At 74.4% G+C, this 17,163-nt stretch carries 12 protein-coding genes; 3 read left to right on the top strand and 9 right to left on the bottom strand.

The genetic code is table 11. From position 1 onward, the window contains the following. Positions 1–74 precede the first annotated feature (74 nt). On the top strand, positions 75–2,033 hold the full coding sequence (locus tag AB0637_RS06285) for a bifunctional UDP-sugar hydrolase/5'-nucleotidase (RefSeq protein ID WP_366170424.1): 1,959 nt from the start codon (positions 75–77) through the stop codon (positions 2,031–2,033). A gap of 147 nt (positions 2,034–2,180) precedes the next feature. Here the strand turns inward: AB0637_RS06285 and AB0637_RS06280 are convergent, their stop codons facing one another. The 7 genes from AB0637_RS06280 to AB0637_RS06250 form a co-directional block, all read right to left on the bottom strand. Further along, positions 2,181–3,536, bottom strand: a complete 1,356-nt coding sequence (locus AB0637_RS06280) for an amidohydrolase family protein (RefSeq protein ID WP_366170422.1) — start codon at positions 3,534–3,536, stop codon at positions 2,181–2,183. After that, positions 3,533–4,639: a maleylacetate reductase gene (locus AB0637_RS06275; RefSeq protein ID WP_366170420.1), complete on the bottom strand. Its 1,107-nt coding sequence runs from the start codon at positions 4,637–4,639 to the stop codon at positions 3,533–3,535. Before AB0637_RS06275 ends, AB0637_RS06280 begins: the two co-directional genes overlap by 4 nt. Continuing rightward, positions 4,636–5,556, bottom strand: a complete 921-nt coding sequence (locus AB0637_RS06270; RefSeq protein ID WP_366170418.1) for an intradiol ring-cleavage dioxygenase — start codon at positions 5,554–5,556, stop codon at positions 4,636–4,638. Before AB0637_RS06270 ends, AB0637_RS06275 begins: the two co-directional genes overlap by 4 nt. Continuing rightward, on the bottom strand, positions 5,553–7,337 hold the full coding sequence (locus tag AB0637_RS06265) for an FAD-dependent monooxygenase (RefSeq protein WP_366170416.1): 1,785 nt from the start codon (positions 7,335–7,337) through the stop codon (positions 5,553–5,555). Before AB0637_RS06265 ends, AB0637_RS06270 begins: the two co-directional genes overlap by 4 nt. Before the next feature lie 121 nt (positions 7,338–7,458). Continuing rightward, positions 7,459–8,334 carry an AraC family transcriptional regulator gene (locus AB0637_RS06260; protein ID WP_366170414.1) on the bottom strand — a complete coding sequence of 292 codons (876 nt, stop codon included), beginning with the start codon at positions 8,332–8,334 and terminating at the stop codon, positions 7,459–7,461. A 163-nt stretch (positions 8,335–8,497) separates the two neighbouring features. Continuing rightward, positions 8,498–10,717, bottom strand: a complete 2,220-nt coding sequence (locus tag AB0637_RS06255; protein WP_366170412.1) for an MMPL family transporter — start codon at positions 10,715–10,717, stop codon at positions 8,498–8,500. Positions 10,718–10,720: 3 nt separating this feature from the next. Next, positions 10,721–11,320: a helix-turn-helix domain-containing protein gene (locus tag AB0637_RS06250; RefSeq protein WP_366170410.1), complete on the bottom strand. Its 600-nt coding sequence runs from the start codon at positions 11,318–11,320 to the stop codon at positions 10,721–10,723. Between the two features lie 106 nt (positions 11,321–11,426). Here AB0637_RS06250 and pcrA point away from each other — a divergent pair, with 106 nt between their 5' ends. Both pcrA and AB0637_RS06240 read left to right on the top strand, forming a co-directional pair. Further along, on the top strand, positions 11,427–13,790 hold the full coding sequence (pcrA, locus tag AB0637_RS06245; protein WP_366170408.1) for a DNA helicase PcrA: 2,364 nt from the start codon (positions 11,427–11,429) through the stop codon (positions 13,788–13,790). Positions 13,791–13,855: 65 nt separating this feature from the next. Then, positions 13,856–14,716, top strand: coding sequence for a nitrilase-related carbon-nitrogen hydrolase (locus tag AB0637_RS06240; protein ID WP_366170406.1), 861 nt, complete (start codon positions 13,856–13,858; stop codon positions 14,714–14,716). On the opposite strand, the gene AB0637_RS06235 is transcribed toward AB0637_RS06240, so the two are convergent. Together AB0637_RS06235 and AB0637_RS06230 are read right to left on the bottom strand one after the other, a co-directional pair. After that, complete coding sequence (locus AB0637_RS06235; protein WP_366170404.1) at positions 14,706–16,139, bottom strand: alpha-L-fucosidase; 1,434 nt, start codon at positions 16,137–16,139, stop codon at positions 14,706–14,708. The two genes, AB0637_RS06240 and AB0637_RS06235, sit on opposite strands and share 11 nt — an antisense overlap. Continuing rightward, positions 16,136–17,038: a MurR/RpiR family transcriptional regulator gene (locus tag AB0637_RS06230; RefSeq protein ID WP_366170402.1), complete on the bottom strand. Its 903-nt coding sequence runs from the start codon at positions 17,036–17,038 to the stop codon at positions 16,136–16,138. The genes AB0637_RS06235 and AB0637_RS06230 overlap by 4 nt, the downstream gene beginning before the upstream one ends. Positions 17,039–17,163: the final 125 nt, after the last annotated feature.

Genomic DNA, 17,163 nt, shown 5'->3' with positions numbered 1-17,163 from the left:
ACCCGAGGGGTTCCCTTGAGGCGGCTGTGGATGGCAGGATCCGCCACGCCCCCGCCCCCCTCGGAAGCGAGCCCATGCGTCCTGGCCGTCCCCTCGTCCGGTTCCTCTGCTCCGGTGCCGCCACCGCGGCGCTCGCGGCACCCCTGCTGGCGGTTCCCGCGTCCGCGGCCACCACACCGGGTCAGGTCCCCGACGTCCTCCCGGCTCCGGCCGCCGGCGTCACCCGGATCCAGATCGGGGCGTTCAACGACTTCCACGGCCGCCTCGAGGCGCCCGAGGAGACCGACGACGGGAACCCGGTCGGCGGGGCGGCGCAGCTCGCCGGGGTGTTCGACGCGATGCGCGCGAAGAACCCGAACACCGTCGTCGTGTCGGCCGGCGACAACGTCGGCGCCTCGACGTTCACGTCGTTCATCCAGCAGGACGCCCCGACGATCGCCGCGCTGAACGCGATGGGGGTGGCGGTCTCGGCCGCCGGGAACCACGAGTTCGACCGCGGGTACGCCGACCTGACCGACCGGATCGGCGTGCAGGGCAAGCCCGGTGCGAACGGTGCGAACCCCCTGGCCGCGTTCCCCTACCTCGCCGCGAACGTCCTGGAGGCCGACGGGTCGCACGCCCTGCCGTCGTTCGCGACGACCGAGGTCGGCGGGATCCGGGTGGGTTTCGTCGGCGTCGTGACGCAGCAGACGGTCAGTCTCGTGGCCCCGGCCGGGATCCAGGGCCTGCAGTTCACCGACCCCGTCGCGGCCGCGAACGCGGTGGCGGCGCAGTTGTCCGACGGGAACCCCGCCAACGACGAGGCGGACGTCGTCGTCCTGCTCGCGCACGAGGGGTCGTCGGGGACCGACTGCGCCACCGTCGGGACGCAGGGCGCGTTCGGGAAGATCGTCCAGGGGGCGAGCCCGCAGATCGACGCGATCGTCTCGGGGCACACCCACCTGCGCTACGACTGCGCGTTCCCCGTCGCGGGGCGTTCCGTCCAGCGGCCCGTGGTCTCCGCGGAGAGCTACTCCACCGCCGTCGACAACCTCGTCCTCGACGTCGACACCACGTCCCGCCAGGTCGTCGCCGCCGGCCACCAGGTGCTGCCGGTCGAGGGGTTCGCCCCGAACGCGCAGGTCCAGAGGATCGTCGACGACGCCGTCGCGTACGCCGACGAGGTCGGCCGCAAACCCGTGGGGTCCATCACCGCCGACATCACGCGCGCGTTCTCCGGTGGCGACGACGACCGCGGCAAGCAGTCCCCGCTGGGAAACCTCATCGCCGACGCGCAGCTGCAGCAGACGGAGGCCGCGGGCGCGCAGATCGCCCTGGAGAACCCCGGCGGGATCCGGGAGGACCTCCTCTACGCGCAGTCCGGGACCGAGGGCGACGGCGTCGTGACGTACGCGGAGGCCGCTGCCGTGCAGCCGTTCGCGAACTCCGTCGTGACGATGACGTTGACGGGCGACCAGGTCCGGCAGGTCCTGGAGGAGCAGTGGCAGCCGGCCGGTTCCTCCCGCCCGTTCCTGGCCCTGGGGCTGTCGAAGGGGTTGTTCTTCACCTACGACGAGGCCGCCCCGGCCGGGCAGCGGATCCGGTCCGTCACCCTCGACGGCGCCGAGGTCGACCCCGCCGCGCAGTACCGGGTCACCGTCAACAGCTTCCTGGCCTCGGGTGGGGACAACTTCACCACGCTCGCCGACGGCACCGACCGGGTGGAACTCGGCAGGACGGACCTCGAGGCGTTCACCGCCTACCTCGGCCTGCCCGAGAACCAGCGCCTCGCGCCGGACACCGAGCTGCGGTACGCACCCGCCGCCGCCGTCACCCCCGTGCCGACCGCGCCGCCCACGTCGACGGCTCCCGTCGCCCCGGCGCCCGCCCCGGTCCCGACCCAGCGGCCGTCGCGCACGGCGGTCGCCGCGGCGCCGTCCGGTCCGCTCGCGAGCACGGGCACGGACGTCGCCCCCTGGCTCGCGGGAGGGGCGGCGCTGGTCCTCGCGGGGGGGCTCCTGCTCACCGCGGCGCGTCGCCGCCGCGCCGTCTGAGGCCGACGGGCGGGGGAGAGGAAGAGGCTGGTCGCCCCGAGCGTCGCCTCTCGGCGAGCGGCCGCTCGTAGCGGCTGGAGTTGAGGCCCGGGGACACGTACCGGGGCGACCAGTCCTCCCAACCATCGGCACCGCGTCGGCATTCCTTCAGCCCGGCAGCCCTCCGGTCGCGTGGCCGGCCCGCGCCAGCAGGTCCCGCTGCGCGGTGGCGGCCCGCCGGGACAGCTCGCGGGCGGGCGTGCCGAGCAGCTCGCCGTCGACCTTGCGCAGGACGCCGTCCACCACGACGAGGTCCACGTCGGACGGGTGGGCGCCCTGGACGAGCAGGTTCACGGGGTCGACCCCGGCCGCCACGGGCAGCATCCCGAGCCCGTCGGTCCGCACCACCACGACGTCCGCGCGCTTGCCGGGGGTCAGGGACCCGGTCTGCGCCTGCAGACCGAGGACGTCGGCCCCGTTGGTCCCGGCCATGCGCAGGACGTCGCGCGGCGTCATGAGCGGTGTCGGCGGCCCGTCCCCGAAGAGGTCCTGGGCCAGGACGCCGCTGAAACCGGTGCCGGGGCGCTGCGCGATCCGGGCGCTGTAGAGGGTCATCCGCAGGGCCGCGAACGGGTCGACCGCCGTCTGGCTCGTCGTGTCGACCGACAGGGAGATCCGGTCGGCGGGGACGCCGGCCGCGAGCAGCTCCACGACGGGGCTCAGACCCGCGCCCGTCAGCGGGTCGGTCCACGGGCACAGCGACACGGCCAGCCCGGCCGCGGCGACGGCCCGCAGGACCGGCGCCGGTTCCCCGGCCCCGTGGGTGTAGAGGAAGTCGGGCCCGAGCAGGTCCGCCACCTCCGAGAGGTCGGTGTGCGTCCCGATCGTGGGCAGCCCCAGCCCGCGGGCGGCCGCCACGGCGGCGCGCAGGACCTGCGGGTCCTGGACGACCAGTCCGAGCGTGATGCGGTTCCCCGCTTGGTCCCCCGCCTGGTCCCTCGACCGGTCCGCCAGCCAGGCCAGCGCCGTGCGCAGGTCGTCGCCGAGGTCCCGGGCGGGGGCACCCGGCGGCGGTCCGCCGTACCCGTACCGCGCGCGGATCCCGCTCTCGCGCAGCGCCTCCAGCTCCGCCTGCGCGTCCTCGGGGTCCCGCACCGCGTTGGCCCAGGCGTGGCAGGTGGTGACGCCGGCGTTGAGCGCCTCGGCCGCGGCGAACCGGACGGCCGTGAAGTGGTCCTCCACGGTGTACGCGCCCGCCAGCGGTTGCAGGGCGAAGTACCCCACCGCGTCGTGGGAGAGCCCGCGCAGGAGCGAGTTCCACATGTGCCAGTGCGTGTCGACGAAGCCCGGCAGGACGATCCCGCCGGTGGCGTCCAGGACGGTCGCCCCGGGCGCGTCGACGTCGCGGCCGACGGCGACGATGCGCCCGTCCCGCACGTGGACCCGGCCGGCCGGCACGTCCCCGGTCCGCGGGTCCATGGTCAGGACGTGACCGCCCGCCACGCCGTACTCGCCCGCGCTCACCCCGCCACCTCCCCGGCGGCCGGGGCCCGGCCGGCCCAGGCGTCCTCCAGCAGTCGGAGCACGCCCTCGCGGGTGACGGGCCGCGGGTTGGCGTAGGGGGAGGTCGAGGCCAGCTCCGCCAGCCGGGGCAGGTCGGAGCGGGCGACGCCCAGGTCGGCCAGCGAGCGCGGTGCGCCGCAGCGGCCGGCCAGGTCCCACAGCGCCCGCGCGGGGTCGTCCGACCCCAGGGCCTCGGCGAGGGCGTGGGCCGCCTGCGGTGCGGCCGGCAGGTTGTGCGCGAGCGTGTGCGGCAGCAGGACGGTGTGGGTCGGTGCGTGCGGCAGGTCCAGCGTGCCCCCGAGCGTGTGGCACAGCTTGTGGTGCAACGACATCGTCGTGGCCCCGAGGGCCGTCCCGCACCACCACGCCGCCCGCAGCAGGTCGCCCCGGGCGGCGACGTCCCCGCCGTCGGCCAGCACGCTCGGGAGGGCGTCGGCGACGGTCCGGACCGCCGCCTGGGCCAGCAGCGCGACGACCGGGGTGACGTCGGGCGCGTACAGGCTCTCGGCGGCGTGCGCCAGGGCGTTGAAGAGGCTGGTGACCGTGAGGTCCGCGGGCATCGACAGCGTGAGGTCGACGTCGTACACGACGCTGCGGGGCAGCACCCGCACGTCACGGCCGGTGCGCTTGAGCCCGTCCTCGGTGATCCCCCACACCGGGGTCATCTCGGACCCGGCGTAGGTGGTGGGGACCGCGACGAGGGGCAGCCCCCGCCGCAGGGCCACGGCCTTGCCGAGGCCGATCGCCGACCCGCCGCCGACGGCCACGCAGCCGTCCGCGCCGGCCGCGTCCGCCGCCTGCACCGCGGCGTCCGCGACCGGTGCGGGGACGTGCACCCGGGCGCCGTCGAAGACCCCGGCGGACCGTCGGCCGAGCGTCCGGGCCAGGTCCCGGGCGGTCCCGACGTGCCCGGGGGAGGACACGACGAGGACCGCGCCGAGCCCCAGCCGGTCGACCTCCTCGGGCACCCGCGCCAGCGTTCCCGCGCCGAAGACCACGCGCGTGGGCAGCGGCTCGTACGTGAAGGACGCCCACGCCCCGGCCCCGCCGGTCACGACGGTCACGACGGTCCACCCGCCGTCGCCGGCGTCGGGGAACCCGGCTCCTCGTCCTCGCGCGCCAGGGTGAGGTCGAAGGTGAGCGTGCGGAACGGGTTCGGGAGGCCGACGGCCTCGGCCCGGGCGGGGTCGTCGACCTCCGCGACGTCGCGCACCAGGCTCTCCTTGACCCCGAACACCGCGTCGGAGTCGAGGTAGGGGCTGTCGGCCACGAAGACGTGGGTGGTCACCGACCGGTGCCCCGCGGCGCTGACGATGAAGTGCAGGTGCGCGGGCCGGTAGGGGTGGCGGCCGGTCGCGGCCAGCAGTTCCCCGACCGGCCCGTCGTCGGGGATGGGGTAGTACCGGGGAACCACGGAACGGAACCAGTAGCGGCCGTCGTCGTCGGTGGTGAAGATCCCCCGCAGGTTCCCGGGCGGTTGCACGTCGGGTTGCTGGACGTCGTAGAAACCGTCCTCGTTCGTCTGCCACACGTCGACCCGCGCCCCGGCCAGGGCGGTCCCGTCGGTGCCGGTGACCCGCCCGGAGACGAGGCAGGGGGTTCCCTTGCCGTCCAGGGCGATGTCGGTACCGAGGTCGCGGGCCGGGGAGGCGGCCACGTGGAACGGCCCGAGGACGGTCTGCTCGGTCGAGGCTCCGCCGGTCCGGTGGTTCACGGTCTCCACGAGCATCGACAGGCCCAGCACGTCGGAGAGCAGGATGAACTCCTGACGGGTCTCCGAGCAGATCTGGCCCGTCCGCGTGAGGAAGTCGACGGCCGTCTCCCACTCGGCCTCGGTGAGTTCCACGTCCTTGACGAAGTCGTGCAGGTGCCGCACGAGGGACTGCACCACCCGGCGCAGCCGGGGGTCCGGGGTGCCGTCGAAACTGGCGGCCACCACCTCCGCGGACGACTCCTCGCTGAACAGTTCCCGAGCGCTCACGCGGTCCCCTCCTCGCGGTTCGGTTCTTCCCGGTCCAGCACGGTGCGCAGGACGCGTTCGAGCAGCTGCTCGGCGGCGGCCGCCGACCCGGCGGCCGAGCGGCTGCGGTGGGCGACGTAGCCGTCGGGGCGGGTCAGGAGCATCCCGTCCTCTTCGACCTCGCACACGGCGGCCCACTCCCCGTAGAGGTCCTCGTGCTCGCAGCCGGGACCGACGACGACGGTGCGCAGGTCGAGCCCCAGCCGGTCGCCGACCGTGCGGGCGGCGGCCGTCCAGTCCTCCCCGCCGATGCCCGTGTAGAGCGTGAACCGGCCGTGCCCGCCGAGGTCCAGCGTCGAGACTTGGCGGCGGTCGCGCGCCGTGAGCCAGGCGTGCGGCAGTTTCGCGCCCGGGCGGGACGTGGCGTGCGAGTGCAGTTCGGGGTCCCGGTCCGGGACGGGCGGGGGAGTTCCGTCCGGGACGACGGCGCGGGAGGCGTAGCGCTGGTCCATCTCCACGCCGTGGCAGTTGAACTCGTAGTCCTTGAACGCGATCGCCGCGCGCAGGTCCGCCCGTTGTTCCCGCCCGGCGGGGCCGGCGAGCTTGCGGCCGTCGATGGCCGTCCGCATCCGCTCGGGGTCCTGGTCGCCGTCGATCCGCAGGGCGGCGTAGAGCCGGGAGGTGTCGGCGATGCTCTGGTTGGCGCGGTCGACGACCTGGCGGCCCACGGGTGCGCGCTCGGCGGAGTAGGTGTCCAGCAACCCCGGACCGGCCTGCCCGCCCAGGACCAGGGCGAGCTTCCACGCGAGGTTGTAGGAGTCCTGGATCGAGGTGTTCGACCCCAGTCCGTTCGACGGCGGGTGCCGGTGGACGGCGTCGCCCGTGCAGAACACGCGACCGGCGGAGTACTCCTCGGCCCAGGCGTGGTTCACGGTCCACGCCGAGGCGGACAGGATGCGCGCCGGCACGTCCTGCCCGACGAGGCGGTGGACGACGGACAGGGTGAACTCGTCCGACAGGTCGGGGGCCGGTCCGTCCAGGTCGTAGCCCCAGACGATGAGCCACTTGTTCCAGGGGCGGACCATCCGCACGAGCCCGGCCCCGATGCCGCCGACGTCCGCGCCGGGTTGCAGCACCCAGTACAGGACGGAGGGGCGGTCGGCGACCAGGTGGGACAGGTCCGCCTCGAAGACGACGTTGATGCTGCCGCCCACGGCCATCCGGCCCCGCACCGGCAGGTCCACCGCCTCGGCGACGCGGCTGCGGGCGCCGTCGGCGCCGATGACGTAGCGGGCCCGGACGTCGTACTCGTCGCCCCGCAACCGGTCCCGCAGCCGCACCAGGACGCCGTCGTCGTCCTGCACGAGGGACAGGAACTCGGTGTCGAACCGCACCGACGCCCCGCGGGCCTGGGCCCGGCCGAGGAGGACGGGTTCCATGAGGTCCTGGGGCATGTCGCACATCCGGGACGGGCTGGCGGCCGCGTACTCCGCCCCCCGGTCCGGGCGGGTGCCCCACACCCGCGAGCGGCCCAGTTCCTCCCCGGCCAGGGACGTGCAGTAGACGAGGTTCCCCATGAGTTCCTGCGGAGTGGCCTGCGCCACCACCTCGTCCTCGACGCCGAGGTCGCGCAGGGCCTCCATCGTCCGCTGGTTGGTGATGTGGGCGCGCGGGGTGTCCGCCAGCCGTCCGTACTTCGTGACGAGGGTGACGCGCACCCCGTAGGTGGCCAGGGCGAGGGCGGCGGCACTGCCGGCCGGTCCGCTGCCGATGACCAGGACGTCGGTGTCGAGGTCCACCATGAGCTCGTTCCTCCTGTTCGCCGCGAGGGGTCCCTCCGCGTCGTGGTGGACCGAGCCTGGACCCGCGCCCCCGGAGGTGTCCTGCACGAGAGCGCGCCCGCTCCTGCACGAAACGCGCGGGTCAGCCGCCGCGGCGGACGGTGCCGGGGGTGGTGCCCAGCCGCGCGCGGAACACCCGCGTCAGGTGCTCCTGGTGGCTGAACCCGCACCGCGCGGCGACGAGGGCGATGGGGTCGGTCCCCGAGCGCAGCAGCCGGGCCGCCTCGTCGACCCGCAGGTCCAGGAGGTACTGGTGCGGCGCGACACCGGTCCTGGCCTTGAACCGGCGGGAGAACTGGCTCGGGCCGAGCCCCACCGCCTGCGCCAGGACGGCCAGCGGGAGCGGCTCGCCCAGCCGGTCCTGCATCAACGCGTGCACGACCCGGTGCTGCTGCTCGCTCAGCGCCCCCCGGCCCGGTTCGTCGGTGGCCGGTCCCCGGCCCCGGGCGTGGAAGCGGGTCAGCTGGGCGGCGGTGGCGCTCGTCAGCTGGTCCACGTAGGTCCGGGCCGCGGGCTCCCAGTCGCGCAGTGCCCGGTCCAGGGCGCGGACGAGCTGCTCGAGCAGGGCGTCGGCCACGCCCAGGTCCTCGGCCAGCTCCGGGGACCGGCCGCCGGCGGCCTCGTCGAGGGCCTGCGCGGTGAGGTAGAGGTGCACGGTGCGCAGGGCGCTGCCGAGCTCCACCGTCAGTTCACGTCCCGCGGGGTGCAGGAACAGTCCTCCGGCGGCGACCTGCCGGCTCCGGCGCCGTCCGGCCGGCCCGCGGCTGACCCGGACGGGCCCGTCGAGGTGCAGGATCACGGTGCTCGTCGCCGCCGGCGCGAAGGTGGCCCCGTACGGCGACTCCAGCTGGGTGGACAGGTAGAGCTGCTCCAGGCCGAGGCCGGCGCTGGAGTGCACGGTCTGCACGCCGGGTCGGCACAGGATGCCGTTCGTGCCGTCCAGGCCGAGCTCGCTCACGGTGAGCACCCCGGACGGACCGGACGGGAGGCGCGTCGCTGCACCAGGACACCGTAGGCCCGCCCTCCGCACGCCCCCCCTGCCGTCGCGCGGAAAACACCCTTTCCGCCCTCGAAACACAAGTTCGAGGGCGGAAAGAGTGTTTTCCGCGCGGGGTGGTGGCTCAGTGCGTCGGGGAGGCCTCCGGGGTGACGGCGCGCTCGCCGGTGGAGTCGCGGCGTTCGAGGGCGGCGCCCTCGACGTCGAGGACGGGGAGCCACTGCAGCCAGCGCGGCAGCCACCAGGCCGCCCGGCCCAGCAGGGAGAGCGCGGCGGGCACCGCGACCATCCGGACGACGACGGCGTCGGCGAGGATCCCGATCGCCAGCGCGAACGCGATGGGTTTGATCGTCGCGTCGCCCTCGGGGACGAAGCCGGCGAAGACGGCGAACATGATCGCGGCCGCGGCGACGACGACGGGTGCCGCCTGCCGGAACCCCGTCCGCACGGCCTGCAGCGGTCGCGCCCCGTGGGCGTGCGCCTCGTGCATCCGGGAGACGAGGAACACCTGGTAGTCCATCGCGAGGCCGAACAGGATCCCGACGACGATGATCGGCGCCAGGCTCAGCAGCGGACCGGTCGTGTCGGCGTGGACGAGCTGCTTGGCCCAGCCCCACTGGAACACCGCGGTGGTGGCCCCCAGCGAGGCGCCGATGGTCAGGAGGAACCCGAGGACGCCCACGACGGGGACCAGCAGCGAGCGGAACACGAGCACCAGCAGCACGAACGCCAGGCCGACCACGAGGACGAGGTAGACCGGCAGCGCCTCCGACAGGGTCGCGTTGACGTCGACGCTCACGGCCGTCTGGCCCGTCACGTACGCCGGGGTGCTCGACCCGTCCTCGCGGATGAGGTCGCGCATCCGGTGCACCAGGTCCGTCGTCGCGGCGTCGTCCGGCGCGGTCTTGGGGACGACCGTCACGAGCGCGGCCTTCCCGTCCTGGCTCGGCACGGCGGGCGTCGCCACGGCCACCCCGTCGAGGCGGCCCAGTTCGGTGCTCAGCTGGGTACCGCGGGCGACGGCGTCGTCGCCGCGGGTCAGGACGAGCAGCGGACCGCTCACCCCCGCGCCGAAGCGGTCGGCCAGGATGCCCTGCGCCTTCTCCTGCGTGCTGCCGTCGGGCCAGGACGTCGCCAGGCTCGTCTGCATCGAGGCGACGGGCACCGCGACGGCCCCCAGGACGAGGACGGCGGCGACGAGGCTGAGCCAGCGCCGGCCCGTGATGAGCCGGCTCCAGCCGCCGAAGAACCCGCGGCCGGTGGGGTCGGGGTCGGCCGCCGGGACGGCCGTGTGCTTGCCGCTCTCGTGGGCCAGGGCCCGGCGGGCCGAGCGCGGCAGGGCGCGCAGACCGACGACGCCGAGGGCGGCGGGCACGAGGGTGAGGGCCACGAGCACTGCCACGACGACGGTCGCGGCGGCCGCGACGCCCATCTCGGTGAGGAAGGGGATGCCCGCGACGGCGAGGCCGGCCAGGGCGATGACGACGGTGGTCCCGGCGGTCAGGACGGCCGACCCGGCGGTGCCGACCGCGAGCGGGACGGCCTCGGCGACCGTCCTGCCGGCCAGGAGCTCGTGCCGGAACCGCGTGACGATGAAGAGCGCGTAGTCGATGCCGACGGCCAGGCCGAGCATGACGGCGAGGATCGGCGTCGTGGACTGCAGGTCGACGAACCCGGTGAGCGTGGTGATCCCCAGCGCGCCGATGCCGACGCCGACGACGGCCGTCAGCAGGTTCATGCCGGCGGCGACGAGCGAGCCGTAGGTGAGGGCCAGCACGACGAGGGCGACGACGACGCCGAGCCCTTCGGCGGCCCCGCCGAGCTTGGCGGCGCCCTGGGTGGCGGTGCCGGTGACCTCCGCGGTCAGGCCGGACGCGCGGGCGTCGTCGACGGCGCGCAGCAGGGCCTGCCGCTGCGCGTCGGTCACCTCCGGTGGTGCGACGCCGTAGGAGACGGTGCTGTACGCGGCCCGCAGGTCGGGGGAGACCGTGGGGGCGGCCTGGTCCAGCGGGTTCGTGGCGCCCCGGGCACCGGGCAGGGCGTTGAGGGCCTGGACGACGCCGGCGACCTTCGCGGCGTTGTCCGGGGCGGTGATCTTCTGCCCGGCCGGGACCTCGAGGACGACCTGGGCCGAGGCGCCCTCGGCCGTGGCGCCGAACTCCTGGCCGATGATCCGCAGCGCGGTCGTCGACTCCTGGCCGGGGATCTCGAAGGTGTTGACGGTCTTGCCGGACAGCGTCGCGGCCCCGACGCCCCCGAGGGCGAGGAGCAGCACCCAGACGGCGATGACGAGCCCCTTGTGCCGGAACGAGGCCCGGCCGAGGCGGTGCAGGAAGGTGGCCATCGGTCAGTTCTCGCTCTCGTGGTGGGGCGTGCCGGGTCCGTGGCCGAGCGCGCCCAGGGCGGCGGCCACGAGGTCGTCGGTGAGGTCGGTGGTGGGGACGTCGCAGAAGGCGAGGGACGTGACGGCCAGGCCGCCGACGGCGCTCGTGATGCGGACGGCCCGGGTGACCTCCGCCGGGGTCGGTTCCGCCCCCGGCGTGGGGAGGCTGGCGCCGAAGGCGCGGAAGAGGACCTCGCCGAGGACGTCGAGGCGTTCGCCGGTCAGCACGCCCTGGCTGATCGAGGTGAGCATGAACGAGACGAGGCCGGGACGGCCGGCGGCGAGGACGACGAGCGCCTCGAGCACCCTCCGGTCGCGGGCGACGCCCGGGGCGGTGCCGTCCACCACGGCCGCGACGGCCTCGAAGTGGTCGACGGTGTGGGCGATGGTCGCCTCGGCGATCGCCTCCTTGGTGGGGAAGCGGTGCAGCAGACCGGTCTTGGAGTACCCGACGGCGTCGGCGATGCGTTGGACGGACGTCTGCTCGAGGCCGTGCCGGGCGAACAGCGCGGCGGCGGCTTCGAGGATCTCCTCGTCGATCTGTTCCTTGGTCAGCCGTGGCATGGGACCACTGTAGACGGACATGGACCAGAGTGGTCCGCAACCGACCGGATCGGACCAACGGCGAGCGACGGGGTCTGTCCGAGGGGAGGCCTACCCTTGACGGACGATGAGCACACTCTTCGACGACCTCCCCTTCGGCGCCCCCGACGGTTCCGGCGGCGGGCGGAAGGACACGGGCCCCGCCGTGCTGGCCGACGCCCCGTCCGTGCGGCGCCCGCACCGCCCGGGGCTGGACCCGGCCGCGCTCGTGGCGGGCCTGAACCCCCAGCAGCGCCAGGCCGTCGTGCACGCCGGGTCACCGCTGCTCATCGTGGCGGGGGCGGGCTCGGGCAAGACGCGGGTGCTGACCCACCGCATCGCGTACCTGCTCGCCGAGGGCCGCGCCACGGCGGGCCAGGTCCTCGCGATCACGTTCACCAACAAGGCCGCCGCCGAGATGCGCGAGCGCGTGGCCGCCCTCGTCGGCGACGTCGTCGGCATGGGCGCCCGCAGCATGTGGGTCTCCACGTTCCACTCCGCCTGCGTCCGCATCCTGCGGCGCGAGGCCCAGCACCTGGGCATGCGGACGTCGTTCTCGATCTACGACTCCGCCGACTCCCAGCGGCTCATGGCGATGGTCGGCCGCGAGCTGGAGCTGGACCCCAAGAAGCACGCGCCGCGCGCGATGTCCGCCATGGTCTCCAACCTCAAGAACGAGCTCGTCGACGAGGAGACGTTCTTCGACCGCGCGAACTCCGGCGACGGCACCGAGACCGAGCGGATCCTCGCCCGCGCCTACCGGACGTACCAGCAGCGGCTGCGCCAGGCCAACGCCATGGACTTCGACGACCTCATCATGTCGACCGTCCACCTGCTGCAGGCGTTCCCGGACGTGGCCGAGCACTACCGCCGCCGGTTCCGGCACGTCCTCGTCGACGAGTACCAGGACACCAACCACGCGCAGTACGTCCTCGTGAAGGAACTCGTCGGCACGGGGGAGGGCAACGTCCCGCGGGGCGAGCTGACGGTCGTCGGTGACGCCGACCAGTCGATCTACGCCTTCCGCGGCGCCACGATCCGCAACATCGTCGAGTTCGAGCAGGACTACCCCGACGCCACGACGATCCTGCTCGAGCAGAACTACCGCTCGACGCAGAACATCCTCACGGCCGCCAACGAGGTCATCAAGGTCAACGAGGACCGCCGGCCCAAGAACCTGTGGACCGCCTCGGGCGCGGGGGAGAAGATCGTCGGCTACGTCGCCGACGACGAGCACGACGAGGCCGCGTTCGTCGCCGAGGAGGTCGACCGCCTCCACGACCACGACGACGTGAAGTACAAGGACGTCGCCGTCTTCTACCGGACGAACGCCCAGTCGCGCTCGCTGGAGGAGGTGTTCATCCGCACCGGCCTGCCCTACAAGGTGGTCGGCGGTACTCGCTTCTACGAGCGCAAGGAGGTCAAGGACGCCGTCGCGTACCTGCGCGTCCTCGACAACCCCGACGACACCGTGAACCTGCGCCGGGTGCTGAACACCCCCAAGCGCGGCATCGGGGAACGGGCCGAGGCCTCGATCGTCGTGCTGGCCGAGCGCGAGCGGATCGGGTTCGGCGCGGCCCTCGACCGGGCCGACGAGGCGATCGGGCTCGTGTCCCGCTCCCTCAACGCCATCAAGGGGTTCGCCCAGCTCATCGCCGACCTGCGCACGCTCGCCGAGTCCGGCGCCGCGCCGTCGGTGGTGCTCGAGGCCGTGCTGGAGCAGACGGGGTACCTCGCCGAACTGCGTGCCAGCGCCGACCCGCAGGACGAGTCGCGCGTGGAGAACCTGTCCGAACTCGTCGCCGTCGCCGAGGAGTTCGCCGAGGACAACCCCGAGGGGACGCTGTCGGACTTCCTCGAACGCGTCTCCCTCGTCGCCGACGCCGACCAGATCCCGGCCGGCGCCGAGGACGACGGCGTCGTCACCCTCATGACCCTGCACACGGCCAAGGGTCTGGAGTTCCCCGTCGTGTTCCTCACGGGCATGGAGGACGGGACGTTCCCGCACCAGCGCTCGCTGGGGGACCCCGACCAGCTCGCCGAGGAACGCCGGCTCGCCTACGTCGGGCTCACCCGTGCGCGCGAACGCCTCTACCTGTCCCGTTCCGCGGTGCGCAGCGCGTGGGGCGCGCCGCAGCAGTACCCGCCGTCCCGGTTCCTCGACGAGGTCCCGCCGACGCTGCTGGACTGGAAGCGCGGGGAGTCGACGTACCAGAACGTCTCCTCGCCGTCGGCGGCCGCGCGCGTCTCCCAGCGGCCCGGCGTCCGGTCGGCCGGCAACCGCCCCGTCATCGCGCTGAACCCCGGCGACCGGGTGACGCACGACTCCTTCGGCCTCGGCACCGTCGTGCGGGTCGAGGGCGAGGGGGACAAGACCATCGCCCACATCGACTTCCGCACCGAGGGCACCAAGCGGTTGCTGCTGCGGTACGCGCCCGTCGAGAAGCTCTGACGGCGGCACCCCGGCGGCGTCACCGTTCCCGTCCACCCCGGTCCGGGCTGCGGCATCCTGGGACGGTGAGCACGACCACCACCCCGCCCGAGGTCGCGCCGGAGGTGGACGTCGCTGTCTGCCAGGTCGCGCTCGTCGTCGGGGACCCCGACGGCAACCTCGCGCGCGGTGTCGCGGCGGCCGAGGAGGCCGCCCGCCGGGGTGCGCGGATCGTCGTGCTGCCCGAACTCCTGCGCAGCGGTTACGTCTTCGCCTCCGCCCAGGAGGCGCGGGACCTCGCCGAACCCGCCGACGGCCCCACCGCGGGCGCCTTCACCGACCTCGCCCGCCGGCACGACCTCGTCGTCGCGGTGGGGTTCGCCGAGGTCGACACCGACGGGGCCCTGCGCAACAGCGCGCTGCTGCTGGACGGCAGCGGGATCCGGACCGTCTACCGCAAGGCACACCTGTGGGACGGTGAGAAGGAGATCTTCGTCCCCGGGGACGAGCTGCCCGAGGTCATCGCAACGCCGTGGAGCCGGCTGGCGCTCGCGGTCTGCTACGACCTGGGGTTCGTGGAGTGGATGCGGCTCATCGGCCTGGCCGGCGCCGACCTCGTGTGCGCGCCGACGAACTGGCCCGGCCCGCCGCGCGCCGACGAACGCCCGATGGAGGTCGTGCACGTGCAGGCCGCCGCGTCGGCGAACCGGATGTTCGTCGCGGCGTGCGACCGCACCGGGGCCGAACGCGGCGTGACCTGGGTCGGCGGCTCTGCCGTCGTGGGGCCCGACGGTCGTCCGCTCGCCGAGGCGCCCGCCGGGGCGGGGGAGCACGTCCTCGTGGCGCGGTGCCGGCTGACGGACGCGCGGCGCAAGGAGACCTCGACGCGCAACGGGGTGCACGCCGACCGGCGCCCCGAGCTCTACGCGGGGTTGCTCACGCGCTGACGACGCGGACCCCGGCCAGCGCCGGGGCGGCGCGGAACCGCTCGAGGACGACCTCGACGTGGTCGGCGGTCACGTCCGGCACCTCGAGGATCCGCAGGTGGCCCAAGACGCCCGCTCCGCCGCGCCACACGACGGCTCCGTCGAGGGACAGGACCACGGAGAACGCCTCGATGCGCTGGCCGTGGGCGATGTCCTCCCACAGGTCCAGCGAGCGGACGGTGACGGGCGCCGGGAACGCCAGCGCGAGCCGAGGCCGGGGACCGCGGGGACGCCACGGAGCCCGGTCGGGGACGGGTGCTCCGGCGAGGTCCACGGGCCCGTCCTCGTCGGTGACGGTCGCGTCCCCGGCGCGGTCGGCCTCGACGTGCCGGCGCACCAGGTGACCCAACTGCTCGAGGACGGCGACGTCGGGCTCACCGAGACGACCCGTCGCGGCCGGCGGGACGTTGAGCAGGAAGCAGGAGTTCCCGCCCACGGCCGACCGCCAGAGGTCGAAGAGCTCGGCCGCCGACCGCACCTGCCCGTCCTCGGCGGGGTGGTGGAACCAGCCCGGTCGCACCGAGGTGTTGACCTCGGCCGGGTACCAGACGCACTCCCCGGCGTACCCGGCCAGCGCCGTGCGGCTGCCGAGGTCCTCCTCGTCGGAGCGCACACGGCGGGAGAACTCGCCGTCGTCGACCTGCTGGGACCGGCTCGCCGTGCCCTCGGCGTCCTGCAGCTCGTGGGGGACGACGCTCCACTCGTCGCGCCGGGTGTGCCCTGCCTCGTTCCCGCACCACCGGACGTCCGGACCGCAGACGCTGAGGACGGCGTCGGGTTGCAGGGCGCGGACGACACGGTGGTACCGGTCCCAGTCGTAGAGCTGGCGGCGGCCGTCGGGACCCTCGCCGTTCGCCCCGTCGAGCCACACGCAGAAGACCTCGTCGTAGCCGGTGAGGAGTTCGGTCAGCTGGGCCACGACGTAGTCGTCGTAGGCCCGGCCGGTGCCGTAGCGCGCGTCGGTCCGGTCCCACGGCGACAGGTAGACCCCGAAGGCCAGACCGGCTGCGGCGCAGGCCTGCGAGACCTCGGCGACGAGGTCGCCGCGCCCACCGCGCCACGGGCTCGCCGCGACGGAGTGGTCGGTGTGCGCGCTGGGCCACAGGCAGAACCCGTCGTGGTGCTTGGCGGTGAGGACGACACCCCGCATCCCGGCGGCGGCCAGAGCCGCGACCCACGCACCGGCGTCGACGTCCGGCGGGTCGAACAGGGCGGGGTCCTCGTGGCCGAGGCCCCACTCCCGGTCGGTGACGGTGTTCATGCCGACGTGGAGGAACCCGTAGAACTCCAGCGCCTGCCACCGCAGCTGCCGCGCCGACGGGCGGACGTTCGCGAGGTACCGCAGGTCCGGGCCCACGCCCCCGTGCGTCACCGCGTCGCTCACCGGGCCCGCCGCCGCGCCGGCCGCACCGCGTGCTGGGCGGGGATGTGGTCGGTGAGGGCACGGGCGGCGCTGGCGCGCGCGAACGTCAGCTGCGCGACCCGGACGTAGAGGCAGTCCACGACGAGGAGCTGCGCGTGGCGGGCCGCGAAGGGGCCCTCGCGGTAGGTCGTGCCGCCGGGGGCCACGGTGAGGACGACGTCGGCGATCTGCGCGAGCGCGGACGTCGGGTCGCCGGTCACGGCGATCGTCGTGGCGCCGCGGCGGGCGGCCAGTTCGGTGGGTTCCACGACCTCGCGGGTGGCGCCGGAGAAGGAGATCGCGATGGCGACGTCGGCGGGGGTGAGCAGCGCCGCCGACGTGCTGGCGGCGTGGACCTCGGTCCAGTTCCGCACCGGGACGCCGATGCCGAACAGGCGGGAGTCCGTCTCGGCCGCCATCGCGGCGCTGCCGCCCACGCCGTAGACGTCGACGCGGTGGGCTCGGGCGACGGCCTGCGCCGCGCGTTCGACGGCGTCGAGGTCGAGGCGGCGGGCGGTGTCCTGCAGGCTGCGGACGTCGGCGGCGGCGACCACGGCGGCGACGCGTTCGAGGTCGTCGTCGGGGGCGATCTCGGGGCCGATCTCGGCGGTGCCCCAGACGGACCCGCCGCCGTCCTTGCGGCCCTGCTCGCGCGCCATCCACCGGACCAGCCCCTGGTAGCCCTCGAGGCCGATGGTCTGGCAGAACCGCGTGACGGCGGCCTGGGACGTCCCGGCGCGGCGCGCCAGCTCGGTGGCCGAGCACTCCTCGACGCTCTCGGGGGAGGCGAGGACGAAGTCGGCCACCTTGCGCAGGGAGGGGGGCAGGTCCGCGCGGACCGCCTCGATGCGCTGCGCCGGGTCGAGGGTTTCGACGCCCATCCCGGACTCCTCCGTCAGAGTGGATGACTGATCCAGCTGACGCAGGCTAGCACCGCGACCACGCTCCGTGGAGTGGTCGTGCCGGTGTCCGCGGAGGAGCCGAAAGGCAACGCGAACGCAACACG

This window comes from Kineococcus sp. NPDC059986, from assembly GCF_040702905.1.
Classification (GTDB): domain Bacteria; phylum Actinomycetota; class Actinomycetes; order Actinomycetales; family Kineococcaceae; genus Kineococcus.
This window is presented reverse-complemented; position numbering and strand designations above follow the sequence as displayed.